Source organism: Dokdonella fugitiva (genome assembly GCF_014138265.1).
Lineage (GTDB): Bacteria > Pseudomonadota > Gammaproteobacteria > Xanthomonadales > Rhodanobacteraceae > Dokdonella_A > Dokdonella_A fugitiva_A.
Map to the genome: position 1 here is coordinate 114,266 of NZ_JACGXL010000008.1, position 24,007 is coordinate 138,272.

The window sequence follows — 24,007 nt, forward strand, 5'->3', positions numbered from 1 at the left end:
TCCGGAAGAGCGCCTGGCGCGCGCGCCGGGCTATTGCTTGCGGATGTCGATATCCCCGCTGAACGTCTGCAGCTTCACCTGGCCACCGCCGCTGCCGGCGTTGACCTCGAGGCTGCTGCCGGGGCCGTGTTCGGGTTCGGTGACGGTGCCGAAGTCGCTGCGGATGCGGCCGCTGAAGCTCGACGCGTTGAGGCGCGCGGAGACGTCGGACGGGAGGTACAGGTGCACGTCGCCGCTCATCGTCTCGACGTCGACGCGCGCGCCGGCGTCCGGCTTGCCGCGCAGGTTCACGTCGCCCGAGACGGTGCCCGCGTTGATCTCGCGGTAGCCGCCGTTTTCGGCATCGATGTCGCCTGAGACGGTGTCGAACTTCACCTGGCCGCCGAGGCCGCGTGCGCGGATGTTGCCGGACACGGTTTCGACGTGCGCGCGATCCGCGCTGCCGGTGACGTCGATGTCGCCGCTGACGCTGTCGAGCTCGACTTCCTTGGCGCCGCTGTCGAGGCGCAGCTTGCCGCTGACGCCGTCGACGCGCAGGCTGCGGCCGGCGACGCCGCTGAGGCTCACGTCGGCGCTCACCACTTCGATCTTCATCTCCGCGTTCTTCGGCACGCGGATGTCGAGCACGCTGTCGCCCATGCGCGTGTCCGCGCCCCAGCTGAACCAGCCTTGCTTGTCGGGCGGCTCGACCTTGATGCGCAGGTGGTCGGCGCTGCCTTCGACCGAGAGCTTCTTCGCGCCGTCGCCGAGCGTGCCGGTGATCGCCACTTCCGGCTTGTCCCAGCCGCTGACGGTGACCGTGCCCTTCACGTTCGAGACTTCGATCTGCGCGGTCGGGCTCGCGTCGCGATGTTCGTTGATCGGCGAGTCGGCGCGCGCGTCGCCGAGGGCGAAGGCGACGGCCAGTGCGAGCGTGCTGCAGGCGGCGGCTTTCATGATGGGACTCCTTCGTCAGCCGGCGCGTGCGCCGAAGTGTTCGAGTTTCATGCGGCGTGCGTTGGTGCGGTTGAGCAGGCTGACCAGGAACACCGCGTCCGGGCGTTGTTCGAGGGCCTGTTCGAGTTCGGCGTGGGCGGCATCGAGCACCACCGCGGCGCCGAGCAGGCGCGGATCGCCGCCGGGCGCGCGCGACAGGTCGCGTGCGTCGCGCGGCGACACGCGCACCGGCAGCGGGCTGTCGGTGCCGGCGATGAAGTCGGCCGCGACCTGCTGCTCGTGCAGCGTGTACGCCGTGAATCCGGCGGCGGCCGCGAGCAGCACGCTCGCGGCGGCGGCGAACGGCAACCAGCGACGACGGCGTGCCGCTGCGGGCACCGCGGCCGCGTCGGCGGCGGCGATGCGCGCCGCGATGCCGGGCCACAGGTCCGCCTGCGGCATCCGCGGCGTGTTCATCTGGCGCAGTCCGCGCTGGATCTCGAAATCGTTCATGGGGTATCTCCGAGCATCCCGCGCAACAACCCGCGCGCGCGATGCAATTGCGCCTTCGACGAGCCGACCGCCATGCCGAGTTCGCGGCCGATCTCCTCGTGCTTCCAGCCTTCCACATCATGCAGCACCAATACCGCACGTGCGCGCGGCGGCAGTTTCGCGACCGCCTGTTCGAGGTCGGACCGCTCGCCCGCGCAGAACGGCAGGACCGGTTCGGTCGCGGCCTCGAGCACGTCGCTGTCGACCGCGTCCTCGGGCTCGCGTCCGCGCAGGTCCATCAACGCGACGTTGACCGCGAGCCGGTGCAGCCAGGTCGAGAACGCGCTTTCGTGGCGGAAGCTGGCGAGCTTCTGCCAGGCGCGCACGAACGCTTCCTGGGTGAGTTCCTCCGCGCGCGCCTCGTTCATGCCGCTCAGGCGCCACACGGCACCGTGCACGCGACCCGCGTGGCGGCGGTAGAGCGCCTCGAACGCGCGCATGTCCCCGGCCGCGGCGCGGCGCACCAGCTCGGTATCGGCCGATTCGGTGACCGCTTCGGCTCGGGGCGCATCGCTCATCGACAGGGGCATGGCAAGGCAAGCGTTCATCTTGCCAGCTTGGATGCCGCGGCGGGGCCTAGGGTTTAAGGATTGGCCCGCGAGCGGGGCAATGCGGTGGCCGGGGGCTTCGACCTTGGTCGCGACCGCCATCCACGCGCCGCGGCGCCGGGTATGCTCGCCGGCATGTCGACCGGCCGCAGCCGCGAGGGGTGGCACTGCGACCGGCCGGCGCAGGCGCGCCGCTGTCCATCCGCATCCCCGTGATTCCAGCCAGGAGAGTCTCATGAGTGATCGTGCGTTCGCGCGGCGCGTCGTCGCCGCGATGTCGCTTTGCGCGATGCTGCTGCTCGCGTTCGCCGCGGCGCTGGCGTTCGCCGCGGTCAAGCCCTATCCGGCGTCCATCACCGGCAAGGACATGCCCGTCAGCGGCGGCACGCAGTACGTGCGCACCGGCGGCAAGGGCCCGGCCGTGTTGCTGCTGCACGGCTTCGGCGACACCGGCGACATGTGGCAGCCGCTCGCCGAGGTGCTGCTCAAGGATCATCGCGTGATCATCCCCGACCTGCGTGGCATGGGCCTGTCCTCGCACCCGGAAGGCGGCTACGAGAAGGCCGCGCAGGCGCGCGACCTCGCCGCGATCCTCGACGCGTTGCACGTCGACTCGGTGCAGCTCGTCACGCACGACATCGGCAACATGGTCGGCTACGCGCTCGCCGCGCAGTATCCGCAACGCGTGAGCCGCTGGGTCGTCATGGATGCGCCGCTGCCCGGCCTCGGCACGTGGGAGAAGCAGCTCACCAATCCGAAGGTGTGGCACTTCAACTTCCGCGGCCCCGACGTCGAGCGACTTGTCGCCGGGCGCGAGCGCATCCTGCTCGATCGCTTCTACAACGAACTGTCGGCGAATCCCGCCGGCATCGACGAGCCGACGCGCGTCCACTATGCCCAGCTGTACGCACGCCCCGGCGCGATCCACAACGCACTCGGCGGCCAGTTCGCCGCGTTCGCGACCGACGCCGAAGAGAACAAGGCGTTGTTCGCCAAAGGCGGCAAGCTGCCGATGCCCGTGCTCGCGATCGGTGGCGACCACTCCTACGGCGCGGCGATGAAGCCCGAACTGGAATCCGTGGCCGACCACGTCGACGGCGCGGTCATCGCGAACTCCGGCCACTGGATCATGGAAGAGCAGCCAGCGGAGGCGGTGCCGGTGATCGTCGCGTTCCTCGCGAAGGGCGTGCACGCCGATTGACGACGTGCGAGCGGGCGGTTGGACTCGTCGCTGCGCGGCTGCGTCCCGTCCGCCGACATGAGCATCGCGATGATGCACACGCGCACTCGTGCGCGGCTCGACGATGCGGTGCGTAGGGTGGGACGCAGCGGCGCGGAAGCATCGATCTGTGCGAGGCGCACGACCGCGAGTCCCACCGGATGGGACGGAGCGGGGCGGGTGAGGCGAGGGCGGGATGCACCGCTGCGCGGCTGCGTCCCGGGTCGTGTGTCGAGATCTCGAGTCAGAAGGACTTGCGGAAACCGACCTGGAACCCGCCCGGCAGCCATCCGACGATCAGCGCGTGTTCGCGCTGGCTGGCGTAGTAACCGAAAGCAGCTCCGACGGCGGCGCCCACCAGAACATCGCTTTGCCAATGACCATGCGTCTTCACGCGCGCCACTGCGTCATACACCGGCAGCAACGCGAGCGCGTATACCCCCGGATGATCGCGCCCGTAGGTCAACATGATCGGAGTGACAGCCGCCGTGATCTGCGCCACTTCCCCACTGGGAAAGCTCTGGTGGCCGTGCCCGGTGAAGAACCGGTTCGGATCGTTCGTTTGCGAAGGACGCTCGCGGGAGAACGCGAGTTTCATGGCTTCGGTGGTTGCGACACTCAGCGCCATCGCGTCGACGGATCGCCATAAGGTGTCTCCCAAAGGATCCTCGTCACCGATCCACGAAGCACCACCCAGCACGAGAACGGCCGTGCCGACGGCGAGATCCTGCTGATACGACCGCTTCCATAGACCTGAATCGTCGTATGCGACGACGTGATCGATGCCGAAAGGGGCCGCCGGCACGTGCGAAGGCAGGGACGGTCAACGCGATAGCCACCAGCAACAGCTGCAGACCCATCCATAGTGGCTTGGCGCGCGAGGTGCCCATGCGCGCGCCTTCATCGCTCACCCCATGAAGGGTGAGGGGTGCTCCATTTCGCTGCCGTACCATGGGCGTCCTCCGGTCAGGTATGACGGCAACATGCGTCGTCGCGAGATGACCTGCCTCGACGATGCGGCATCGCGACCGCAACGCGTTTGATCGAAATCAATTGGGCAGGGGAGGACTGGACTGAGGTATGCGAGAACGCAGGACTTCACGACGCACAGAGCGTTCGCTTCGCCATCCCACACCCGCCGTGCTGCGCACGTCGCCCTTCGCCGCATGCGGGAGCGCCGACACCGATTGTCCGCATCCCACCTGACGCAGCAGGTCGCTCTCCGTTCTGCTTGCAACGAGAGATGCTGTTCCTCTCCTACGTGCGCGAGAGAGCTGGGATCAGGGGAAGGTGGAACGCGGAGTGGCGTTCTTGCGCGTCGCGCTTCGCTACCCGCTCATCCGCGTCAGCGGCGCGACCTCTCCCCGCATAGGGGGAGAGGCGACGGACGTGGAACCTCAGCCAGCAGCGACCTTGCGCGCCGGCGCGCCCGCATTCGCGAGCGCGGCGGCCACGCGCCGCTGTTCGGCCTTGAGCTTCTCCGGCGTGCGTGTGCCGAACGACTCGAGGTAGTGGCCGATGTCGGCGACTTCCGAGGCCCAGCCCATCGGGTCGACCGCGAGCAGGGTGTCGAGTGCGCGCTCGTCGATCGCGAGGCCTTCCACGTGCAGGTCGCCTTCGCGCGGCACGTAGCCGATCGGCGTTTCGTGCGCGCCGACCGCGCCCTTGCAGCGGTCGATGATCCACTCGAGCACGCGCAGGTTCTCGCCGTAACCGGGCCAGAGGAACTTGCCGTCGTCGCCCTTGCGGAACCAGTTCACGTGGAAGATCTTCGGCAGCTTCGCGTCCGGCTTGTCGAACGACAGCCAGTGCGCGAAGTAGTCGCCGTAGTTGTAGCCGCAGAACGGCTTCATCGCCATCGAGTCGCGGCGCAACACGCCGACCGCGCCGGTCGCGGCGGCGGTGGTTTCCGAACCCATCGCGGCGCCGATCAGCACGCCGTGCGTCCAGTCGTGCGCCTCGAACACGAGCGGCACGAGCGACGGCCGGCGGCCGCCGAACACGATCGCGGAGATCGGCACGCCGTGCTTGTCCTCCGCGTGCGGCGACCAGCTCGGGCACTGCTTCGCGGAGACGGTGAAGCGCGAGTTCGGATGCGCGGCGGGGCCGTTCTTCGCATCGAACGGGCGACCCTGCCAGTCGGTCGCCGGCGCGCCGTGCGGCAGGCCTTCCCACCACGGCTGGTTGTCGGCGGTGACGGCGACGTTGGTGAAGATCGTGTCGCGCGCGATCGTCTCCATCGCGGTCGGATTGGTCGAGCGGCTCGTGCCCGGCGCGACGCCGAAGTAGCCCGCTTCCGGATTGATCGCGTAGAGGCGTCCGTCCTTGCCCGGGCGCATCCAGCAGATGTCGTCGCCGACCGTCCACACCTTCCAGCCGGCCTTGCGATAGCCTTCCGGCGGAATCAGCATCGCGAGATTGGTCTTGCCGCACGCGGACGGGAACGCCGCGGCGATGTAGTGCGTCTCGCCCTGCGGGTTCTCGATGCCGACGATGAGCATGTGCTCGGCGAGCCAGCCTTCCTGGCGCGCCTGCCATGAACCGATGCGCAGCGCATGGCACTTCTTGCCGAGCAGCGCGTTGCCGCCGTAGCCGGAGCCGTACGACTTGATCGTGAGCTCCTCGGGGAAATGCATGATGTAGCGACGCTCGGGGTCGAGCTCGCCGATCGAGTGCAGGCCTTTGACGAACGTGCCTTCGCGCTCGATGCGTGCGAGCGCCGGCGCGCCCATGCGCGTCATGATGCGCATGTTCGCGACCACGTACGGCGAATCGGTGATCTCGACGCCGCAGCGCGAGATCGGCGAATCGATCGGACCCATGCAGTACGGGATCACGTACATCGTGCGACCCTGCATGCACCCTTCGAACAGCGCGTCGATCTTCGCGTGCGCCGCGGCCGGGTCCATCCAGTGGTTGTTCGGGCCGGCATCGTCCTCGTTCTTCGAGCAGACGAGCGTGAGGTGCTCCACGCGCGCGACGTCGGACGGATGCGAACGGTGCAGGGTGCACCCCGGGTGGGTGTCCTGGTTGAGTTCCATCAGGGTGCCGTCGGCGAGCATCTCGGCGCGCAGCGCGGCCGCCTCGGCATCGGAACCGTCGCACCAGCGGATGCTGTCGGGTCGGGTCAATCGGGCGACGTCGTCGACCCAGTCGTTCAGGGCTTTGAGCTTGCTGGCCATGGTCTCCGGGCGCACGCGCCCGCGTATAAAAGTGTGGAAGGGTCGACGGTAGCCCCGCCCCGGCGCGCATGCAAGGCAGTCCGCCGCATCGCAGCGGACAGCGCAAGTCGCGGAATTGACTCGCAAAGCCTCGCGAGGGTCGCGACGCGTCCACGTGTAAACGTTTCCAGCGTGTCGCGCGGGGCGGGTGGGACAGGGATCGGTCACATGGGGTGGCGGCGTGGTCGCCGCGGTGGGGTGAAGCGCTGCGACAATCGGTCGCAGCGGGGTAGGCATCTTCTCCTCGTGCTTCTCCCATATGCGATCCATGTTTCCCCTCTCCCGCCTGCGGGAGAGGGTAGGGTGAGGGGCTCCTGCCGCGCGCTCCGTTCTTCTTTTCTTCTTGAAGAGCTGCGCGTTGAAGAGCCAGTACGGCTTCTTTCGCGAAGACCGACCCGCGTCCATGCGTGTTCGTCCCGCATCCCTGCGGGCCGGTCACTTTCTCTTGCTTGCCCAAGAGAAAGTAACCAAAGAGAAGGGCACCCCGACAGCGGCGCCCTCCAGGCATCCTGCCTTCCGGGTGCGTGAACGCCGGCCGGGGTTCGCCGACGGCGCTCCTGCGCCGACGGCGAACGCACGCGCATCCATGCGCGTGCCCCTGCGGGCTGATCCGCCCGCCGTTCACCGCCGCTGAAGGGGCCCGGAAGAGCAGCGCGCTCCTGCGCGCAGAAGCAGAAGCCGAAGCCGAAGCCGAAGCCCCCTTCGGTGCGAATACGTTCTCCCGTCGTTATCGATCGAGAGCATCGCGACTTCCGTCGCTCCCACAACAGCGGGCTCGTGCGTGGCCCTTGGGGGTGGCGTTGATTTCTGTGGGAGCGGCGGAAGCCGCGATGCTCTCCGTGATGCTGCAGTGTCCTGCCGCTTTTGCTTCTGCGCGCAGGAGCGCGCTGCTCCTTGCTCCTAACCGGGTCCCCGTGCGGCCCGGCGAGCGGGCGGAGGATAGGCCCGCAGGGGGGCGCGCACGATGCGCGCGCGTTCGTTGCCGGTACACGGACGTACCATCAACGAACCCCGCAGCCCGCTCGCGCAGTCGACGGGCAGGACGCCCGGCGACCGGGTCGCTTGGGGTGCCCTTCTCTTTGGTTACTTTCTCTTGGGCAAGCAAGAGAAAGTAACCGGCCCGCAGGGATGCGGGACGAACACGCAGGGACGCGGGTCGGTCATTGCGGAAGAAGCCATTCCTGCTTCTCAAGGCACAATAAACAACACGACGATGCGCGCTGCGCGCACGAAGCCGACCAACGAAAAGCGAAGCGCCGACTTGCCAGCTACTCGCGCCGCGCCTGCGCCACAGGCGTCGCTTTGCCGGCACCCACGTACCCCGCGAGATGCTCACCCGTCACCGTCGACCGCGCCGCGACGAGTTGCGCCGGCGTGCCTTCGAACACGACGCGGCCACCGTCGTGGCCTGCGCCCGGGCCGAGGTCGATGATCCAGTCGGCGTGCGCCATCACGGCCTGGTGGTGTTCGATCACGAGCACCGACTTGCCCGCGTCGACGAGGCGGTCGAGCAGGCCGAGCAGCTGTTCGACATCGGCGAGGTGCAGGCCGCTGGTTGGTTCGTCGAGCACGTAGATGCCGCCTTTCTCGCCCATGTGCGTGGCGAGCTTGAGGCGCTGCCGTTCACCGCCGGACAAGGTCGTGAGCGGCTGGCCGAGGCTGAGGTAGCCGAGGCCGACGTCGGCGAGGCGTTCGAGGATCGCGTGCGCCGCGGGAAGCTGCGCCTTGCCGGCGCCGAAGAATGCCACCGCTTCGCCCACCGGCATCGCGAGCACTTCGCTGATGTCCTTGCCGCCGAGCTTGTACTTCAGCACCTCGGCCTGGAAACGCTTGCCGTTGCATTCCTCGCAGACGCTCGCGACGCCGGCCATCATCGCCAGGTCGGTGTAGACGACGCCCGCGCCGTTGCAGGTCGGGCACGCGCCTTCGGAGTTCGCGCTGAACAGCGCAGGCTTCACGCCGTTCGTCTTCGCGAACGCGTTGCGGATCGGATCGAGCAGGCCCGTGTACGTCGCCGGGTTGCTGCGGCGCGAGCCGCCGATCGAACCCTGGTCGATCGTGACGACGCCGTCGCGACCGGCGACCGAACCCTGGATCAGCGAGCTCTTGCCCGAGCCTGCGACGCCGGTGACGACGACGAGCACGCCGAGCGGGATGTCGACGTTCACCTTCTTGAGGTTGTGCGTGCTCGCGCCGCGCACCGCGAGCTTGCCGGTCGGTTTGCGCACCGCGGCCTTCAAGGTCGCGCGATCGTCGAGATGGCGACCAGTCACCGTGCCGCTCGCGCGCAGCGCGTCGACGCCGCCTTCGAAGCAGATCGTGCCGCCGCCGGAACCCGCGCCCGGGCCAAGGTCGACGACGTGGTCGGCGATCGCGATGACTTCGGGCTTGTGCTCGACCACGAGCACGGTGTTGCCCTTGTCGCGCAACTGCAGCAGCAGCGCGTTCATGCGCGCGATGTCGTGCGGGTGCAGGCCGATCGTCGGTTCGTCGAACACGTAGGTGACGTCGGTGAGCGAGGAGCCGAGGTGGCGGATCATCTTCACGCGCTGCGCCTCGCCGCCCGACAGCGTGCCCGACGGCCGCTCCAGCGCGAGGTAGCCGAGGCCGATGTCGACGAACGAATCGAGCGTGTGCACGAGCGCGCCGAGCAGCGGCGCGACCGACGGTTCCTTCAGCGTGCGCACCCACGCGGCGAGATCGCTCACCTGCATCGCGCACGCGTCGGCGATGCCGATCTTGCCGATCTTCGAGCTGCGCGCATGCTCGGCGAGGCGCGTGCCCGCGCATTCCGGGCAGGTCTGGAACGTGACCGCGCGCTCGACGAACGCGCGCACGTGCGGCTGCATCGACTCGACGTCCTTGGACAGCATCGACTTCTGGATCTTCGGGATCAGCCCTTCGTAGGTGAGGTTGATGCCGTCGACCTTGATCTTGGTCGGCTCCTTGTAGAGCAGGTCGTGCAGTTCCTTCTTGCTGTACTTTTTGATCGGCTTGGCCGGGTCGAAATAGCCGCAGCCGGTGAAGATGCGGCCGAACCAGCCGTCCATGCTGTAGCCGGGCACGATCAGCGCGCCTTCGGCGAGCGACTTGTCCGCGTCGTAGAGCTGGGCGAGGTCGATGTCGCTGACCGCGCCGCGCCCTTCGCAGCGCGGGCACATGCCGCCGAGGCGGTTGAAGGTTTCCTTCACCGTCTTCGTGCGGTGGCCGCGCTCGACCGTGATCGCGCCCGCGGCGCGCACCGACGGCACGTTGAACGCGAACGCGCTCGGCGGGCCGACGTGCGGCTTGCCGAGGCGACTGAACATGATGCGCAGCATCGCGTTCGCGTCGGTCGCGGTGCCGACGGTCGAACGCGGGTCGCCGCCCATGCGCTCCTGGTCGACCACGATCGCGGGGGTGAGGCCGTCGAGCACGTCGACGTCGGGGCGCGCGAGCGTCGGCATGAAGCCCTGCACGAACGCGCTGTAGGTCTCGTTGATGAGCCGCTGCGACTCGGCCGCGATCGTGCCGAACACGAGCGAACTCTTGCCCGAGCCCGACACGCCCGTGAACACGGTCAGCCGCCGCTTCGGGATCGCGACGCTGACGTCCTTGAGGTTGTTCACGCGCGCGCCGTGCACGCGGATGAGGTCGTGGCGATCCGCGGCGTTCGTCGTGTTCGATGCGGCGGATGCCGGTGTGCGCGTGGATTTGCTCATCGTGGGCTCGGTCCGTGGTCCAGGGGGATCGGGATTTCGTAGGGTGGGACGCAGCGGCACGACGACGCACGTATGCGCGAGCCGCGCCACTGCGAGTCCCACCGGGAGCAACAGCGTGCGTCCGTAATGGCGTCCTAGGAAACGCGGTGGGACTCGCGGTCGGACGTCGGTGCACTCGCGCGCCGTGTCGAGCCGCTGCGTCCCACCCTACATCCGACCTCTCCCGCGAGCGGGAGAGGGGGAACCCGTCACGCGAGCTGCTGGATACGGATCATGTTGCCCGCAGGATCGCGCACCGCGCAGTCGCGCACGCCGTACGGCTGGTCGGTCGGTTCCTGCACGACCTCGACGTCCTTGCCCTGCAACTGCTCGAAGTCGCCGTCGAGGTCCCTGGTCGCGAACAGCACGATGCCGAACGTGCCCTTCGCCATCATCTCGGCGATCGTGCGGCGCTCGTCGTCGGTGACGCCGGGGCTCGCGTCGGGCGGGTACAGCACGATCGAGGTCGCGGGCTGGCCCTTCGGGCCGACCGTGATCCAGCGCTTGCCGCCGTAGCCGACGTCGTTGCGCACCTCGAAGCCGAGCTTGTCGCGGTAGAACGCGAGCGCCGCGTCCGGGTCGTTGTGGGGGAGGAAGCTCGCGTGGATCTGGATGTTCATGGCAGGGCACTCATCGGTGGTGGAGGCCGTGATGCTAGGCGGCTCAGGACACCGGCGCTTCTCGATTCCTGATCGGTCGCGTCACCTGCTTCTCGACGCAGGACGGGATCCCCGGCGCCGCACCCTCGACCTGCTGCGCGCGGTACGCGCTCGGCGGCATGCCGACCAGCTCGGCGAAGCGCGTGCTGAACGTGCCGAGCGAGGCGCAGCCGACCGCGAAGCACGCGTCGGTCACGCTCGCGCCGCCGCGCAGCAGCGCCATCGCGCGCTCGATGCGCCGGGTCATGAGGTAGGAATAGGGCGACTCGCCGTAGGCGAGCTTGAACTGCCGGCTCAGGTGACCCGCCGACATGTGCGCGCCGTGCGCGAGTGCTTCGACGTCGAGCGGCTGCGCGTAGTCGCGATCGATGCGATCGCGCACGCGGCGCAAGCGCGCGAGATCGCGCAGCTGTGTCTCCGGGGCGGTGCGGTGGGTCATCGATGCGAGCGTGCCATGCGCGCGCGGGGTGCTCAAGCGCGGGGAGTGCGCGTTCGCTCCCATGCTTGTGCAGTTCGTAGGGTGGGACGCAGCCGCGCAGCGGCGAGTCCCACCGTCAGCGCGAACGGCACCGGTGGGACTCGCGATGCGGCTTATCGCCACCATCGGGAACGTCGCGCGCTGCGTCCCACCCTACGCGGCTGTTGGCGTTCGTCCGCGAGCGGTCGCTCGGGCGCGAGTGACGTTCCCCTCTCCCGCTTGCGGGAGAGGGCTGGGTGAGGGCAATCGGAGCCTGGCGTCTCGATGGGATTCAGCCGCGAGCATGCACGGTGTCGAGTGGCTCGCGATCGATACGGCTCGCTTCGTTTCCCCTCACCCGCGCCTGCGGCGCGACCTCTCCCGCGCGCGGGAGAGGTGAACCGCCTGCGCGGTCGCTAAAGAACCTGACAGCGCCCCCGACCCCTTCGATGGTCCACTGCACCCGTCGGCACACCGCCGTCGACGCCTCGCGATGACACCGTGCACCGCGCCGCGCTGAATCCATCCATCGAGGACTTGCCATGAACGCCACGCGCACCTCCACGCAGTACGCACAGACCCCGTCCGGCCGCATCGCCTACGTCGAACAGGGCGAAGGCCCGGTCGCGCTGTTCGTGCACGGCGTGCTGCTCAACGGACATCTGTGGCGCCACCAGCTCGCCGGGCTCGCCGACGTGCGTCGCTGCATCGCGCCGGACCTGCTCGCGCACGGCGCGACCGAGATCGACGCCGCGCAGGACGTCTCCGTCACCGCGAACGCGCGCATGCTGCGCGAGTTCCTCGACGCGCTCGGCATCGACACCGTCGACCTCGTCGGCAACGACAGCGGCGGCGGCATCGCGCAGATCTTCGCCGCGACGTATCCCGAGCGCGTGCGCAGCCTCGTGCTCACCGACTGCGACACGCACGACAACTGGCCGCCCGAAGCGTTCAAGCCGTTCCTCGCGATGGCCGCGAGCGGCGGCTTGCGCGGCGCGCTCGACGCGATGCTGGGCGACAAGGCGATCTACCGTGCCGAGTCGGCGCTCGGGCCCGCCTACGAGGACGCGAGCGCGGTCAGCGACGCGACGATCGAAACGTACCTGCGCCCGCACGTGCGCAGCGAGCAACGCACGCGCGACCTCGAGCGCTTCCTCGCCGCGTTCGATCCCGTGCATACCCTGCGCGTCGAACCCGGCCTGCGCACCTTGCGCGCACCGACCTTGATCGCGTGGGGCACCGACGACATCTACTTCGACGTCGCCTGGTCGAAATGGCTCGCCGACACCATCCCCGGCACGCGCCAGCGCATCGAATTCGACGGCGCGCGCATCTTCTTCCCGGAAGAGCGCCCGCAGGCGTTCAACGAGGCGGTGCGTGCGCATTGGCAGGCCGCCTGAACGAAACCCCCGTCACGCATCGCGGCACCGCCTCTCCTGTGGGAGCGGCGGAAGCCGCGATGCTCTTCGACACCCCAGCCTACGCATCGCGGCTGAAGCCGCTCCTACAATGCCCATCATCCTGAAGGAATTCCGATGACCCTCGCATCCACCCCTCGCTCCACCGCCGCCGCCAAGGCGGACACGTTCCACGCACTGCACGTACGCGGCCGCCCGTTCGTCCTGCTCAACGCCTGGGACGCCGGCAGCGCCGCTGCGGTCGCCGCCGGCGGCGCGCCCGCGGTCGCGACCGGCAGCTGGTCGGTCGCCGCCGCGCACGGCGTCGCCGACGGCGAACAGTTGCCGCTCGACCTCGTCATCGACAATGCGCGCCGCATCGCCAGCGCGGTCACCGTGCCGGTCAGCATCGACCTCGAAAGCGGCTACGGCGCCGACCCCGCCGGCGTCGCCGCGACGATCACGCGCGTGATCGCCGCCGGCGCGATCGGCTGCAACCTCGAGGACAGCGAACCCGTCGACGGCTCGCTGCGCGACATCGCCGTGCAGGTCGCGCGCATCCGCGCCGCGCGCGCGGCCGCCGCCGCCGCGCTGCCGCGCTTCTTCATCAACCTGCGCACCGACGTGTTCTTCCGCAAGGGCGTCGCGCACGACGTGGCCGCGGTCGAGCTCGCGCTCGAACGCGCACGCGCGTACGCCGACGCCGGCGTCGACGGCCTGTTCGTTCCCGGCCTCGCCGATCCCGCGCTGATCGAACGCCTCGCGACCGCCTCGCCGCTGCCGCTCAACATCATGGCGACCTCCGCCACCCCGCCGCTCGACGTGCTTGCGCGCTGCGGCGTCGCCCGCGTGAGCCACGGCCCCGGCCCGTACGCGCAGGTGATGCAGGCGCTGCAGGCGCAGGCGCGCGAGGTGTATGCGGCGACGTCCGCGTAGGGCGGGCTCAAGCCCACTGTGCGCAGCGTCGAGGGTTGGAGAACGGTGGGCCAAGGCCCACCCTAGCGTCACGACCGCCCGCCATCGGATATGGAGATGCGCGCGGCATGGCCGCTCTGATAGGGTCCGCACACTCCATGTCCTGCAGGCGGCGATCGCGATGGCGACGGCTCCCGGTGTAGTGACGTATCGCTCCGCGTTCGGCGTGGCGGCCACGCTCGACCGCCTTGCCGATCTCGCGCAGGCGAAGGGCCTCGCGGTGTTCGCGCGCATCGATTTCGCACGCGACGCACGCGCGTCCGGCCTCGAGCTGCGCGAGGAGCAACTGCTGCTCTTCGGCAACCCGAAGGCAGGTACGCCGCTGCTGCAGGTGTCACCCGGCGTCGGCCTCGACCTGCCGCTGAAGGCGCTCGCCTACCAGGACGCGGAGGGCGCGACGTGGATCGCGATCAACGCGCCCTCGTACATCGTCGCGCGTCACCGCGTGCCGGCCGACCTCGAGGCGAACATCGCCGGCGCGATCGCGCTGGTCGAAGCGGCGGCCGGCATCGATCGTGCGCGGAGTACGTCGTGAGCGACCGTTCGCGCATGTGTGCGTCGTTCGCCGGTGGCATCGCCGGCCCCGGCAAGGATGGGCGCGCCGTTGCCGCGTCGCGAAGGATGCCAGCGATCATCGCGAACGCCGGTCTCGTCCGCACTCGGCATGCGCACGCGCGCGGTCGGGCGACGGTTGCGATCGAAGGCACCGATCGCGAGCACTGAATAAGGAGAACCCCATGTCGATGTGGCGACGCTCATCGATGTTCGCCGTGGCGCTGGCCGTCGGTGTCGCCGGCGGACGCTTCGCCGGCGCGGGCGACGACGAGAAGGCGTTCCTCGACGCCAACGCGGCAGCGATGGACGCGATGATGGCCGGCATGGCGATCCAGCCGAGCGGCGACGTCGACGCGGACTTCGCCGCGATGATGATCCCGCACCACGAAGGCGCGATCGCGATGGCGAAGGCGGAATTGCAGTACGGCACGAACGAACGGCTCCGGCGCATCGCGCAGGAAATCATCGTGGAGCAGCAGCAGGAAATCGCCGCGATGCGCCTCGCGCTCGCATCGGCGCCGGCGAAGACCGCGGCCGCCACCCCGCCAGGAGGAACGCCATGATCCGCACGTGCATCACCACGATCGTCGCCTTGTCGTGCGCAGGCTCGGCCTGGGCCGGCCAGGCGCCGCTGGCATCGTCGGCGAAGGATGTCACCGTCAGTGCGCACGACCGCGTCTACGCGGCCGAGCAGTTCTCCAACACGGTGTCGGTCATCGACCCGAGCACGAACCGGACGCTCGGCGCGATCCGGCTCGGCGATCCCGCGCCGGGCAACCTGAGTCCGTTGTATCGCGGTCAGCTGCTCGTGCACGGGATGGGCTTCTCGCCCGACGCGAAGACGCTCGCGGTCGTCTCGATCGGCAGCAATTCGGTGACCTTCATCGACACCGCCAGCAACGCCGTCAAGCACACCACCTACGTCGGCCGCTCGCCGCACGAAGTGTTCTTCACGCCGGACGGTACGGAAGCGTGGGTCACGGTGCGCGGCGAGGACTACATCAGCGTGATCGATCCGGCGACATTCGAGGAGCGCCGGCGCATCACGGTACCGAACGGTCCCGGCATGCAGATCTTCTCGCCCGACGGCAAGTACGGCTACGTGTGCTCGTCGTTCACGCCCGAAACGGTCGTCGTCGAGGTGAAGTCGCACGCGATCGTCGGTCGCGTGAAGCAGGAGAGTCCGTTCTGCCCCGATCTCGCGGCGACGCCCGACGGCAAGCAGGTGTGGTTCACGCTCAAGGACGTCGGCAAGGTGCAGGTGTTCGACGCACGACCGCCGTTCGCGCCGCTCCGCACGATCGACACCGGGCCGATCACCAACCACGTCAACTTCGCCGTGACGCCGAAAGGTTCGTTCGCGTACGTGACCATCGGCGGCCTGAACCAGATCAAGGTGTTCAGGACCGACGACTTCTCGCAGGTCGCGACGATCGCGGTCGGTGCATTGCCGCACGGTATCTGGCCGTCCGGCGACGGCACGCGCATGTACGTCGGCCTCGAGAACGCGGACGCGGTCGCCGCGATCGACACCGCGACCCAGGCCGTCGTCGCGACGATTCCCGCGGGCCAGGCGGCCCAGGCGCTCGTCTACGTGCCGAACGCGGTGCCGGACGGCGACGGCCTGCAGAACCTCGTGCCGCCGAAGAGCATCGCGTCGGGTGTACACATCGCGCTGTCCGCGCCGGGCGAAAAGACCGCGACGACCTCGGTCGCGCTGTTCGACCAGGGCCTGATCCAGGTGCTGCAGGCCGCGGTCACGGGGCTCAAGCCGAAGCAGCCGTACACGCTCGCGCTCAGCACGCAGCGCGAACGCGCCGACGCCCTGCAACCGCTCGCGCACTTCACGACCAACCCCGCGGGTGCGGCCGTCGTCAACATGCTCGGCCCGATCCGCCAGGTCGTGAAGGCGGACGCGGCGCCGTCGCGCCGTTACCTCGTGATCGTCGCGGGCGACGCGGCGAGTGCGGGCGAGCTCGTGCAGATCCAGCAGGCCGATCGCTGACGCCAGTTGCACCGATCGCGGCGCGGTGTGTCGAAGGTGGAGCGGCGGCACGCGCCTTGCGCGTACCTGTGAAGCCGAAGAGCATCGCGGCTTCCGCCGCTCCCACAGAAAGCGTGCACGCGCATGCGGCTGTCGTGGGAGCGGCGGGAGCCGCGATGCTCTCCCTCCCCATCGATGCAACCATGCGATGTGAGAGCATGCACCGATGAGTGCCTTCCGCATCGACCCGCTCCTGCGCACCGACACCGTCGTCGTCTGGGACACCGTCTGCGACGGCAGCGGCGACCATGCGAGCGACGCGCCGTGGCGCGCGGCGCCGCACCTCGTGTTTCCGTACCGCGGCCTGTGGGTGCGCCACGACGGCGACGAACTCGCGGTCGCCGAAGCAGGGCAGGTGCTGCTGTCGAACGCGCACGTCGACTACCGCACGCACCATCCCGTGCAGGGCGGCGACGCGAGCCTCGTCGTGCAGGTCGAGGAAACGATGCTGCGCGAACTCGCGCCGCTCGCGCTGATGCGCGATGCCGAGGCGTTCGCGTTCGCCGAGCAGCGCCTGCGCCTCGACGCGCGCGCGTCCGCGCTCGTCGCGATGCTGCGCCACTCGTTGCGCGAGGCGATCGCCGAACCGCTCGAAGCGGAAAGCCTCGCGCTCACCCTCGTCACGCGCTCGCTCGGGCCGCGCACCGCGCACGTCGCCGGCTCCACCGCCGGCCGCCAGCGCCTCGCCGACCGCACCAAGCTCGTGCTCGCGAGCGACCTGTCGCGGCGCTGGACGCTCGCCGAGATCGCCGCGGAGATCGGCGTCTCGCCCGTGTACCTCACGCAGGTGTTCCAGCAGGTCGAAGGCCTGCCGCTGTACCGCTACCAGCTGCGCCTGCGCCTCGCGCGCGCCCTCGATCGCATCGGCGACGTCGACGACCTCGCGCGCCTCGGCCTCGAACTCGGCTTCTCCAGCCACAGCCATTTCAGCGCCGCGTTCCAGCAGGCCTATGGGCGATCACCGTCGGAATTCCGCGAAGCGGTGATCGCGCGCAGGCAGCGCAAGGACTGATCCGCGACGTAGGGGGCCTGGCCCACCGCAGTGCATTTCCGCACGTTGCGCAGGGCGAGTTGCTGCGCATTCACCTCTCCCGCGAGCGGGAGAGGTCGCGCCGCAGGCGCGGGTGAGGGGAATCGGAGCGAGGCTTCGACGCGCGTGCAATGCTGCGCTCCGCATTCCCTCACCCCAACCCTCTCCCGCAAGCGGGAGAGGGGGAATACGCGGGCGGGTTTGCGCCCGGCGTCACGCGCGAACTGCGTAGGGAGGACCCTGGCCCACCGCTGTGCATTCCGCACGCCGTGCATTTGCGCACGTTGCGCAGGGCGGGCTGCTGCGCATTCACCTCTCCCGCGAGCGGGAGAGGTCGCGCCGCAGGCGCGGGTGAGGGGAATCGGAGCGAGGGCTTCGACGCGCGTGCAATGCTGCGCTCCGCATTCCCTCACCCCAACCCTCTCCCGCACGCGGGAGAGGGGAAATGCCCGGCGCGGGTCGCGCCCGGCGTTGCGCGCGAACTACGTAGGGAGGGCCCTGGCCCACCGCTGTGCATTTGCGCACGCCGTGCATTTGCGCACGTTGCGCAGGGCGGGCTGCTGCGCATTCACCTCTCCCGCGAGCGGGAGAGGTCGCGCCGTAGGCGCGGGTGAGGGGAAACGGAGCGAGGGCATCGACGCGCGTGCAATGCCGCGCTCCGCATTCCCTCACCCCGACCCTCTCCCGCAAGCGGGAAAGGGGACCACCTGGCGCGCGCAGGTTTGCGCAAGACGCGATCACCTTTTCGCTCGCGGGGCAACGCGCTGCGGGCGCCCGGTCGCTAAAGATTCCGACAGCACCCCGCCGCGGATCGGCGCACACTTCACCCCTCATCCACACCACCATCGGAGCCTGCCATGACCCAGAAGACCTGCGCCGCCTGCGACTGCCCGCTCGACGACACCGCGATCAACGTGAAGCTCGGCGGGCGCACCGTCGAGGTGTGCTGCGAGGAGTGCGCGACCAAGCTCAAGGAAGCCTACGTCTCGGCGTCGACGAAGGAGTGAGTTCGGCGGAATCCGTAGCCTCGTCGCGCGATCGCATCGGGATCGCGCGATGGGCTCGCGGCTCCGTGTCGAACACGGTTCGCCGATGCGCGCATTCGTCCCGTGCGGCGTGGCGTGTTCGCCGAGCCTCCGCGCTCAGCGCGCGGCGGCCGGCGGGGGCTCCTCGAGCATCGTCGCCGACGGTACGAAGAACAGCGTCCCCGTGACCGCTGTGCTGAAGTCGAGCAGGCGATCGTAGTTGCCGGGCGGGCGGCCGACGAACATGTTGACGAGCATCTGCTCGATGCGTGCGGGCGAGCGCGCGTAGCCGCAGAAGTAGGTGCCGTGCTCGCGCTTCGCCGCGTCGCCGAACGGCATGTTGTCGCGCACGATCTTCAGCTCCTCGCCGTCCTCCTCGATCGTGGTCAGCGCGCTGTGCGCGTAGCTCGGCTTGGTCGCGTCGTCCATCTCGATGTCGGACAGCTTGCTGCGGCCGATGAAGCCCTCCTGCTGCTCGACCGGCACGCGGTTCCAGCGCTCGACGTCGTGCAGGTACTTCTGCACGATCACGTAGCTGCCTCCGGCGAACGCGGCGTCCTCGTCGCCGATGAGCGTCGCGTCGAGCGCTTCCTGCGCGACCGGGTTCTCGGTGCCGTCGACGAAACCGAGCAGGTCGCGGCTGTCGTAGTAGCGGAAGCCGTGCACCTCGTCGGCCGCGGCGACCGCGTCGCCGAGGCGCTGCATGAGCTGCGTCGCGAGTTCGAAGCACGCGTCCATCGCCGACGCGCGGATGTGGAACAGGAGGTCGCCCGGGGTCGACGGCGCGTGGTGCTGGCCGCGCACTTCGCGGAACGGATGCAGACCCGCGGGCCGCGGACCGGCGAACAGGCGATCCCACACCTCCGAACCGACGCCGACCACGCACGACAACGCACCTTCGGGGTTGCGGAAACCGACCGCGCGCACGAGCCCGGCGACGTCGCCGAAGAGTTCGCGCACGCGATCGAGGTGCGCGGGCGCGCGATCGAGCGTGACGACGAGGAAGATCGCCGAGCGGGTCAGCGGCGCGACGACCGCTTGCGGGACGGGTGCGGACACGGGAGCTCCTGGGATGGGGTATCGCTCACTACGCGCTGGGCGCTGCGGGGGTCTTCGCGATGCGCAGCACCGCGCTGTTCATCATCACGTTGTTCGGCACGACGAGGTCATTGCCGTCGGCGTCGACGAGCACGGTGAACGCGAGCGAGATGAGCTTCACCTTCGCCGGGATCACGCCGACCGGGCTGTACAGGCGCACCTCGTCGCCGACGCGCAGCGCGTGCGACATGACCAGCGACAGGCCCGCGATGAGGTTGCCGAGCGTGTCCTGCGCGGCGAGCCCGACCACGATCGACAGCACGCTCGCGCCCGCGAGCAGCGCGGTGCCGACCGCGCGCAGCGCCGGGATCATGTGCGCGAACAGCACGAGGCCGAACAGGTAGACGAGCCATTGCACGAGCGTGCTCGCGAAGCGCAGCGCGGTGACATCGGTGAGGCGCTCGCCGATGCGGCGCGTCGCACGCCGCACGAGCACGTTGACGAGCGCGGCGAGCGCGAACACGAGCACGCCGAGCGCCGCCGCACCGGCGATCGAATCGCGCTCCAGCAGCCGCGTGGCGGCGATGAGGTGATCCATGGCGCGTCGGTTCCGTCGCGGGAAAGGCGGCGTCGTGCCGGTTGTCGTGGCGGCATCATAGCGACGGGTATTCGCGCACGGTAGGCGTGCGGCAGGAGCGCAGCGCGTGCGCGACCCCGCACCCCCTCTCCCGCTTGCGGGAGAGGGTTGGGGTGAGGGCGATCGGAGCGAGGCATGCCGTGCAGAAGCGCTCCACCGCGATCGTGGTCGCGACATGCGGCTCGCGTGGCGCACCGGAGAGGTGAAATTGCCGCTCGCGGCGCGCATACGCGAGCGCCGAGATGTCCCCCTCTCCCGCAAGCGAAAGATGTTCCCCCTCTCCCGCTTGCGGGAGAGGGCTGGGGTGAGGGCCATCGGAGCGAGGCATGGCGCCTGAAAGCGTCCTCCGTCGCGATCGTCGTCGCGCCGCCTGACTCGTGCGATGCATCGCTTCGGGTCCCGCCGTGCGATGCATCGCTCCGGGTTTCCCTCACCCGCGCCTGCGGCGCGACCTCTCCCGCAGGCGGGAGAGGTGAAATCAGGCGGTGACGCGCGTACGCGAACGCGAGATGTCCCCCTCTACCGCAAACGAAAGATGTTCCCCCTCTCCCGCTTGCGGGAGAGGGCCGGGGGGAGGGCCATCGGAGCGAAGCACCGCGCGCAAACGACGCATGCGGCCATCGGTCGCATGGCGTGGACGCGCCGCCGCCGTCGCGCTATACCGGCAACGCTGGATCGCGAAGGAGACCGCACCGGTGGCCAACCCCTACACCGTCCTCGGCGTCGAGCCGGGCGCGAGCGCGGCAGACATCACCAAGGCCTACCGCCGCCTCGCGCGCAAGCTGCATCCGGACCTTAACCCCGGCGACAAGGCCGCCGAGGAGCGGTTCAAGGATGTCGCCAACGCGTATCGCCTGCTCAACGACGCGGACAAGCGCCGCCGCTTCGACGCCGGCGAGATCGACGAGAGCGGCGCCGAGCGGCCGCAGCAGCGCTACTACCGCGACTACGCGGGCTCGCAGCAGGCCGACGGCTACGGCAACGACGACGGTTACGCGGATTTCGCCGAAGGTGACGACGTCTTCGCGGACCTGCTGCGTCGCGCGCGCCAGGCGCGCGCGAGCCAGCCCGGTCACGACCTCCGCTACCGCCTGCCGGTTTCCCTCGCCGATGCGATCAGCGGCGCGAAGCGTCGCCTCGAACTGCCGTCCGGCGACACGCTCGACGTGACGATCCCGCCCGGCATCGTCGACGGCCAGATCCTGCGCCTCAAGGGCAAGGGCGAACCCGGCGGCAGCGCGAAAGCGCCCGCGGGCGACGCACTGATCGAACTCGAGGTACTCGACGACCCGCGCTTCACGCGCGAAGGCGACGACCTCACCTACGAGCTGCCCGTGTCCCTGCGCGAAGCCGTGCTCGGCGAACGCGTGCGCGTGCCGACGCCGACCGGCGAAGTGACGATGACCGTGCCGCCCGATTCCAACAGCGGCACGAAGCTGCGCCTCAAGGGCCACGGCGCACCGCGTCGCGGCGGCGGGCGCGGCGACCAGTTCGTGCGACTCAAAATCGTGTTCCCGCGCGGCGACGCCGCGCTGCGCGAATTCGTCTCGACCTGGGATGCCGGCAAGGCGTTCAACCCGCGCGAGGAGTCCGCCCGATGATGATCGACCTCGAACAATTCCTCGCCGAGTCCGGCATCGACGGCGTCGTGCTCGAGCGCTGGTATGCGCGAGAATGGATCGTCGCGGGACGCGGCGTGCTCGCGCCGGGGGACGCGTCGGCGCGGAGCACGGCGTCAGCGAGCGGCGCCGCGTCGGCAAGTGGCGCCGCGCGTGTCGCATCGGGAAGCGGCGTCACGCGTGCCGCATCGGCAAGCGGCGCCTCGCGTGCGGCATCAGGAAGCAACGACGCGCATGCCGCGGATGATGCCGCGGCACGCATCGGCGAACCGCGCAGCGAAATCTCCGACATCGACGCGGCCCGCGCCGTGTTCATCCGCGACCTGCAAGGCGACTTCGGCGTCAACGACGAAGGCATCGACCTCGTGCTCCACCTCGTCGACCAGGTGCACGGTCTGCGTCGCGCGCTCGCGGTGTTGCGCGACGAGTTCGGCGCGTCGCGCGGTTGAGTGACCCTTGCGGCGTGACGCGCAAGCGCGCCGACTTCGTGCGAGCCCTGTAGGAGCGGCGGAAGCCGCGATGCTTCCCGCCGATCACCTCTCCCGCTCGCGGGAGAGGTCGCGCCGCAGGCGCGGGTGAGGGAAACCCGGAGCGCAGCGCTCCGACGAAAAACGCCCACGTGCCAGAGGAACCCACGCGCCTTCGTGCGCATACCAGCGGGAGCGGGTTCAGCCGCGAAGCACGCTCCTGGCGCCCTCAGCCGCGATGCGCTTCACCGTCACCTCTCCCGCTCGCGGGAGAGGTCGCGCCGCAGGCGCGGGTGAGGGAAACCCGGAGCGCCGCGCCCGACGACGTATGCAACATTCCTACCGCCGCCGCGATGCGCCTCCCAGCCCCATCCATGCGCCTCCAACCCGCACCGATCCCGCTCCAAGTCGCACGCATGCGCCTCCCGATGCGCACTCTTGCGACTCCGAGCGCCATCGTTGCGACTTCGCGCGGCACCGGAGCGACTCGGAACGGCATCGCTGCGACTTCGACCCGCACCGTTGCGACCCCAAACCGCACGCGTGCCGCTTCAACCCGCACCTCTGCGACTCCCGACCCGCAACGTTGCCGCTCCAACCCGCACCGGTCCCCCTCGAAGTCGCACGCATGCCGCCCGAACCCGCATCGCTGCCGCTCGAACCCGCACCGCTGCGCCTCCAAACGGCACCGCAGGCGCGCCGACCCCCACGCACGCCGCCGCAACCCGCATCACCGCACCCACGCGTGCGGCACATTCCCCAAATCCCGGGCATGAAAAAAGCCGCATCGCTGCGGCTTCAGTTTCCACACCGGTAACGCCCCGCGCTACGCGGCTTGCGCCTCCGTCGATCGCGCCTTCTTGGCGAAGCGCGACCCGAGCGACGCACGCAGACCCTCCAGGCTCTGGTTGCGACCCGACACCTTGAGCAGAGCATACCCCTGCAGCGCCGTCGACATGATGTCGCTACCCAGCGCCACCTCCGTATCCGAAGCCCGCGCCGACAACCGCGCCAGGCGCTGCAGGCGCGGACGCAGCGCATCCAAGGTCGCAAGATCCAGCTCCGCCTCCGGCAAGCCGAGACCCGGATTCACCACCTGCGGGTTCTGCCCCAGCAGCGACAACGTCTGCCGGCAAAACGCCTCGGACTTGTCGCCCATCCGCGGCACCGTGCGACGCTGCTGCGGACTCAGCGACACCATCCCCGCGAGGTTGCTTTCCAGCGCCGCCAGCGCCGCATCCACGGCGGCGATCTGGTCGGAGGTGAGGTTCATCGAAACGAGGTTCTGCGTCATAGCTACTCTCTCCCAGTTCCAAGGGTGATCCCGTCCAGGCCCCGATGGCTCGGGCGGGGTGCCTTGCGGCACGGGAGGGATTGGAACAGGGGGTGATCTCAAATCCTGCGACGTAACGCGAACATGGTCAGCCGAGGTCCGAATCTTCCTTGACCGTGGGGTCCTGCAGCCATCGATCGATCAGCTGCCAAGATATCCCCGCGCGATCGTTCAGAACGGAAATCGTGTCCGTCATTGTCAGCTTTTCCCAATCCTTGGGGTTCGTGACCAGATCGGCGTAGTGGCCCAGTACTTCGATCTTCCGAAAATGCCGGAACCAGGCGCCAATCGCCGCTTCGGGCTCCCTGACGTAATTATACTCGCCCACAACCCGCACGAGCGCGGTCGGATGGTGATGGGCAATGATCAGAACGATGTCGCCGATGGCCATCTCGTGCGCAAAGTCCCAGTAGTCCCTTTGGTCCTGCGGGATGCTCTCGCGGCTGACGTCCGTGAGGTCGCCCGGTGGATTCTCGAAGTCGAGCCCGATGTAACCCAGCCCGAGGGACAACATCGCATGTTTCACCGATCGAGCACTGTCCGCTGGGTGAAGCTGCATTCGCCAATATCTCATCG

At 69.2% G+C, this 24,007-nt stretch carries 22 protein-coding genes; 10 read left to right on the forward strand and 12 right to left on the reverse strand.

Annotated elements, in window-relative coordinates; genetic code table 11:
* Window positions 1-30 precede the first annotated feature (30 nt).
* The 3 genes from FHW12_RS19975 to FHW12_RS19985 are packed head-to-tail and all read right to left on the reverse strand — an operon-like array spanning window position 31 to window position 1,985.
* Window positions 31-936: a DUF4097 family beta strand repeat-containing protein gene (locus FHW12_RS19975; protein WP_182532831.1), complete on the reverse strand. Its 906-nt coding sequence runs from the start codon at window positions 934-936 to the stop codon at window positions 31-33.
* Window positions 937-951: 15 nt separating this feature from the next.
* Window positions 952-1,428 (reverse strand): hypothetical protein, encoded by a 477-nt coding sequence (locus tag FHW12_RS19980; RefSeq protein WP_182532832.1) that lies wholly within the window; start codon window positions 1,426-1,428, stop codon window positions 952-954.
* Entirely contained in the window at window positions 1,425-1,985 is a 561-nt protein-coding gene (locus tag FHW12_RS19985) for an RNA polymerase sigma factor (protein WP_182532959.1), read from the reverse strand. The genes FHW12_RS19980 and FHW12_RS19985 overlap by 4 nt, the downstream gene beginning before the upstream one ends.
* A 265-nt stretch (window positions 1,986-2,250) precedes the next feature.
* On the opposite strand from FHW12_RS19985, the gene FHW12_RS19990 reads away from it, so the two are divergent.
* Window positions 2,251-3,216, forward strand: coding sequence for an alpha/beta fold hydrolase (locus FHW12_RS19990; protein WP_182532833.1), 966 nt, complete (start codon window positions 2,251-2,253; stop codon window positions 3,214-3,216).
* A gap of 262 nt (window positions 3,217-3,478) precedes the next feature.
* Here the strand turns inward: FHW12_RS19990 and FHW12_RS21700 are convergent, their stop codons facing one another.
* The 5 genes from FHW12_RS21700 to FHW12_RS20015 all read right to left on the reverse strand — a co-directional run bounded on the left by FHW12_RS21700 (window position 3,479) and on the right by FHW12_RS20015 (window position 11,293).
* Complete coding sequence (locus FHW12_RS21700; RefSeq protein ID WP_310735305.1) at window positions 3,479-4,039, reverse strand: phosphatase PAP2 family protein; 561 nt, start codon at window positions 4,037-4,039, stop codon at window positions 3,479-3,481.
* A gap of 592 nt (window positions 4,040-4,631) precedes the next feature.
* Window positions 4,632-6,416, reverse strand: coding sequence for a phosphoenolpyruvate carboxykinase (GTP) (locus FHW12_RS20000; protein ID WP_182532834.1), 1,785 nt, complete (start codon window positions 6,414-6,416; stop codon window positions 4,632-4,634).
* Between the two features lie 1,307 nt (window positions 6,417-7,723).
* Complete coding sequence (locus FHW12_RS20005; protein WP_182532835.1) at window positions 7,724-10,156, reverse strand: ATP-binding cassette domain-containing protein; 2,433 nt, start codon at window positions 10,154-10,156, stop codon at window positions 7,724-7,726.
* Between the two features lie 248 nt (window positions 10,157-10,404).
* The gene (locus tag FHW12_RS20010; protein WP_182532836.1) at window positions 10,405-10,815 is read right to left on the reverse strand and encodes a VOC family protein; all 411 of its coding nucleotides are present in this window, start codon (window positions 10,813-10,815) and stop codon (window positions 10,405-10,407) included.
* A gap of 43 nt (window positions 10,816-10,858) precedes the next feature.
* Complete coding sequence (locus tag FHW12_RS20015; RefSeq protein WP_182532837.1) at window positions 10,859-11,293, reverse strand: helix-turn-helix transcriptional regulator; 435 nt, start codon at window positions 11,291-11,293, stop codon at window positions 10,859-10,861.
* A 560-nt stretch (window positions 11,294-11,853) separates the two neighbouring features.
* On the opposite strand from FHW12_RS20015, the gene FHW12_RS20020 reads away from it, so the two are divergent.
* From FHW12_RS20020 to FHW12_RS20050, 7 genes are all read left to right on the forward strand, one after another.
* The gene (locus tag FHW12_RS20020; RefSeq protein ID WP_182532838.1) at window positions 11,854-12,711 is read left to right on the forward strand and encodes an alpha/beta fold hydrolase; all 858 of its coding nucleotides are present in this window, start codon (window positions 11,854-11,856) and stop codon (window positions 12,709-12,711) included.
* A 135-nt stretch (window positions 12,712-12,846) separates the two neighbouring features.
* Complete coding sequence (locus FHW12_RS20025) at window positions 12,847-13,644, forward strand: isocitrate lyase/PEP mutase family protein (RefSeq protein ID WP_182532839.1); 798 nt, start codon at window positions 12,847-12,849, stop codon at window positions 13,642-13,644.
* A gap of 181 nt (window positions 13,645-13,825) precedes the next feature.
* Window positions 13,826-14,218 (forward strand): DUF302 domain-containing protein, encoded by a 393-nt coding sequence (locus FHW12_RS20030; protein ID WP_310735306.1) that lies wholly within the window; start codon window positions 13,826-13,828, stop codon window positions 14,216-14,218.
* A gap of 202 nt (window positions 14,219-14,420) precedes the next feature.
* Window positions 14,421-14,801 carry a DUF305 domain-containing protein gene (locus FHW12_RS20035; RefSeq protein ID WP_259393170.1) on the forward strand — a complete coding sequence of 127 codons (381 nt, stop codon included), beginning with the start codon at window positions 14,421-14,423 and terminating at the stop codon, window positions 14,799-14,801.
* Window positions 14,798-16,243 carry a beta-propeller fold lactonase family protein gene (locus tag FHW12_RS20040; protein ID WP_182532841.1) on the forward strand — a complete coding sequence of 482 codons (1,446 nt, stop codon included), beginning with the start codon at window positions 14,798-14,800 and terminating at the stop codon, window positions 16,241-16,243. The genes FHW12_RS20035 and FHW12_RS20040 overlap by 4 nt, the downstream gene beginning before the upstream one ends.
* 205 nt (window positions 16,244-16,448) lie before the next feature.
* Window positions 16,449-17,294, forward strand: a complete 846-nt coding sequence (locus FHW12_RS20045; protein ID WP_182532842.1) for a helix-turn-helix transcriptional regulator — start codon at window positions 16,449-16,451, stop codon at window positions 17,292-17,294.
* A gap of 875 nt (window positions 17,295-18,169) precedes the next feature.
* Window positions 18,170-18,319: a hypothetical protein gene (locus tag FHW12_RS20050; RefSeq protein ID WP_182532843.1), complete on the forward strand. Its 150-nt coding sequence runs from the start codon at window positions 18,170-18,172 to the stop codon at window positions 18,317-18,319.
* Between the two features lie 135 nt (window positions 18,320-18,454).
* On the opposite strand, the gene FHW12_RS20055 is transcribed toward FHW12_RS20050, so the two are convergent.
* A complete protein-coding gene (locus tag FHW12_RS20055) occupies window positions 18,455-19,396 on the reverse strand; it encodes a Dyp-type peroxidase (RefSeq protein ID WP_182532844.1) in 942 nt (313 codons plus the stop codon).
* A 28-nt stretch (window positions 19,397-19,424) separates the two neighbouring features.
* Window positions 19,425-19,973 (reverse strand): mechanosensitive ion channel domain-containing protein, encoded by a 549-nt coding sequence (locus FHW12_RS20060; protein WP_182532845.1) that lies wholly within the window; start codon window positions 19,971-19,973, stop codon window positions 19,425-19,427.
* Window positions 19,974-20,707: 734 nt separating this feature from the next.
* Here FHW12_RS20060 and FHW12_RS20065 point away from each other — a divergent pair.
* Window positions 20,708-21,613, forward strand: a complete 906-nt coding sequence (locus tag FHW12_RS20065) for a DnaJ C-terminal domain-containing protein (protein WP_182532846.1) — start codon at window positions 20,708-20,710, stop codon at window positions 21,611-21,613.
* Window positions 21,610-22,080, forward strand: a complete 471-nt coding sequence (locus FHW12_RS20070; RefSeq protein WP_182532971.1) for a chaperone modulator CbpM — start codon at window positions 21,610-21,612, stop codon at window positions 22,078-22,080. Before FHW12_RS20065 ends, FHW12_RS20070 begins: the two co-directional genes overlap by 4 nt.
* Window positions 22,081-22,924: 844 nt before the next feature.
* Here FHW12_RS20070 and FHW12_RS20075 read toward each other — a convergent pair.
* Window positions 22,925-23,392 (reverse strand): hypothetical protein, encoded by a 468-nt coding sequence (locus FHW12_RS20075; protein ID WP_182532847.1) that lies wholly within the window; start codon window positions 23,390-23,392, stop codon window positions 22,925-22,927.
* 127 nt (window positions 23,393-23,519) lie between these two features.
* Entirely contained in the window at window positions 23,520-23,945 is a 426-nt protein-coding gene (locus FHW12_RS20080) for a hypothetical protein (protein WP_220484577.1), read from the reverse strand.
* Between the last annotated feature and the right edge of the window lie 62 nt (window positions 23,946-24,007).

What these genes read in the sequence shown, in the direction of transcription:
- FHW12_RS20000 (WP_182532834.1), bottom strand. Translation starts at nt 6,416, where the DNA reads ATGGCCAGCAAGCTCAAAGCCCTGAACGACTGGGTCGACGACGTCGCC.
- FHW12_RS20070 (WP_182532971.1), top strand. Translation starts at nt 21,610, where the DNA reads ATGATGATCGACCTCGAACAATTCCTCGCCGAGTCCGGCATCGACGGC.
- FHW12_RS20050 (WP_182532843.1), top strand. Translation starts at nt 18,170, where the DNA reads ATGACCCAGAAGACCTGCGCCGCCTGCGACTGCCCGCTCGACGACACC.
- FHW12_RS20010 (WP_182532836.1), bottom strand. Translation starts at nt 10,815, where the DNA reads ATGAACATCCAGATCCACGCGAGCTTCCTCCCCCACAACGACCCGGAC.
- FHW12_RS20045 (WP_182532842.1), top strand. Translation starts at nt 16,449, where the DNA reads ATGAGTGCCTTCCGCATCGACCCGCTCCTGCGCACCGACACCGTCGTC.
- FHW12_RS19980 (WP_182532832.1), bottom strand. Translation starts at nt 1,428, where the DNA reads ATGAACGATTTCGAGATCCAGCGCGGACTGCGCCAGATGAACACGCCG.
- FHW12_RS20020 (WP_182532838.1), top strand. Translation starts at nt 11,854, where the DNA reads ATGAACGCCACGCGCACCTCCACGCAGTACGCACAGACCCCGTCCGGC.
- FHW12_RS20015 (WP_182532837.1), bottom strand. Translation starts at nt 11,293, where the DNA reads ATGACCCACCGCACCGCCCCGGAGACACAGCTGCGCGATCTCGCGCGC.
- FHW12_RS19990 (WP_182532833.1), top strand. Translation starts at nt 2,251, where the DNA reads ATGAGTGATCGTGCGTTCGCGCGGCGCGTCGTCGCCGCGATGTCGCTT.
- FHW12_RS20060 (WP_182532845.1), bottom strand. Translation starts at nt 19,973, where the DNA reads ATGGATCACCTCATCGCCGCCACGCGGCTGCTGGAGCGCGATTCGATC.
- FHW12_RS19985 (WP_182532959.1), bottom strand. Translation starts at nt 1,985, where the DNA reads ATGAGCGATGCGCCCCGAGCCGAAGCGGTCACCGAATCGGCCGATACC.
- FHW12_RS20035 (WP_259393170.1), top strand. Translation starts at nt 14,421, where the DNA reads ATGTCGATGTGGCGACGCTCATCGATGTTCGCCGTGGCGCTGGCCGTC.
- FHW12_RS20025 (WP_182532839.1), top strand. Translation starts at nt 12,847, where the DNA reads ATGACCCTCGCATCCACCCCTCGCTCCACCGCCGCCGCCAAGGCGGAC.
- FHW12_RS20080 (WP_220484577.1), bottom strand. Translation starts at nt 23,945, where the DNA reads ATGTTGTCCCTCGGGCTGGGTTACATCGGGCTCGACTTCGAGAATCCA.
- FHW12_RS19975 (WP_182532831.1), bottom strand. Translation starts at nt 936, where the DNA reads ATGAAAGCCGCCGCCTGCAGCACGCTCGCACTGGCCGTCGCCTTCGCC.
- FHW12_RS20005 (WP_182532835.1), bottom strand. Translation starts at nt 10,156, where the DNA reads ATGAGCAAATCCACGCGCACACCGGCATCCGCCGCATCGAACACGACG.
- FHW12_RS20075 (WP_182532847.1), bottom strand. Translation starts at nt 23,392, where the DNA reads ATGACGCAGAACCTCGTTTCGATGAACCTCACCTCCGACCAGATCGCC.
- FHW12_RS20040 (WP_182532841.1), top strand. Translation starts at nt 14,798, where the DNA reads ATGATCCGCACGTGCATCACCACGATCGTCGCCTTGTCGTGCGCAGGC.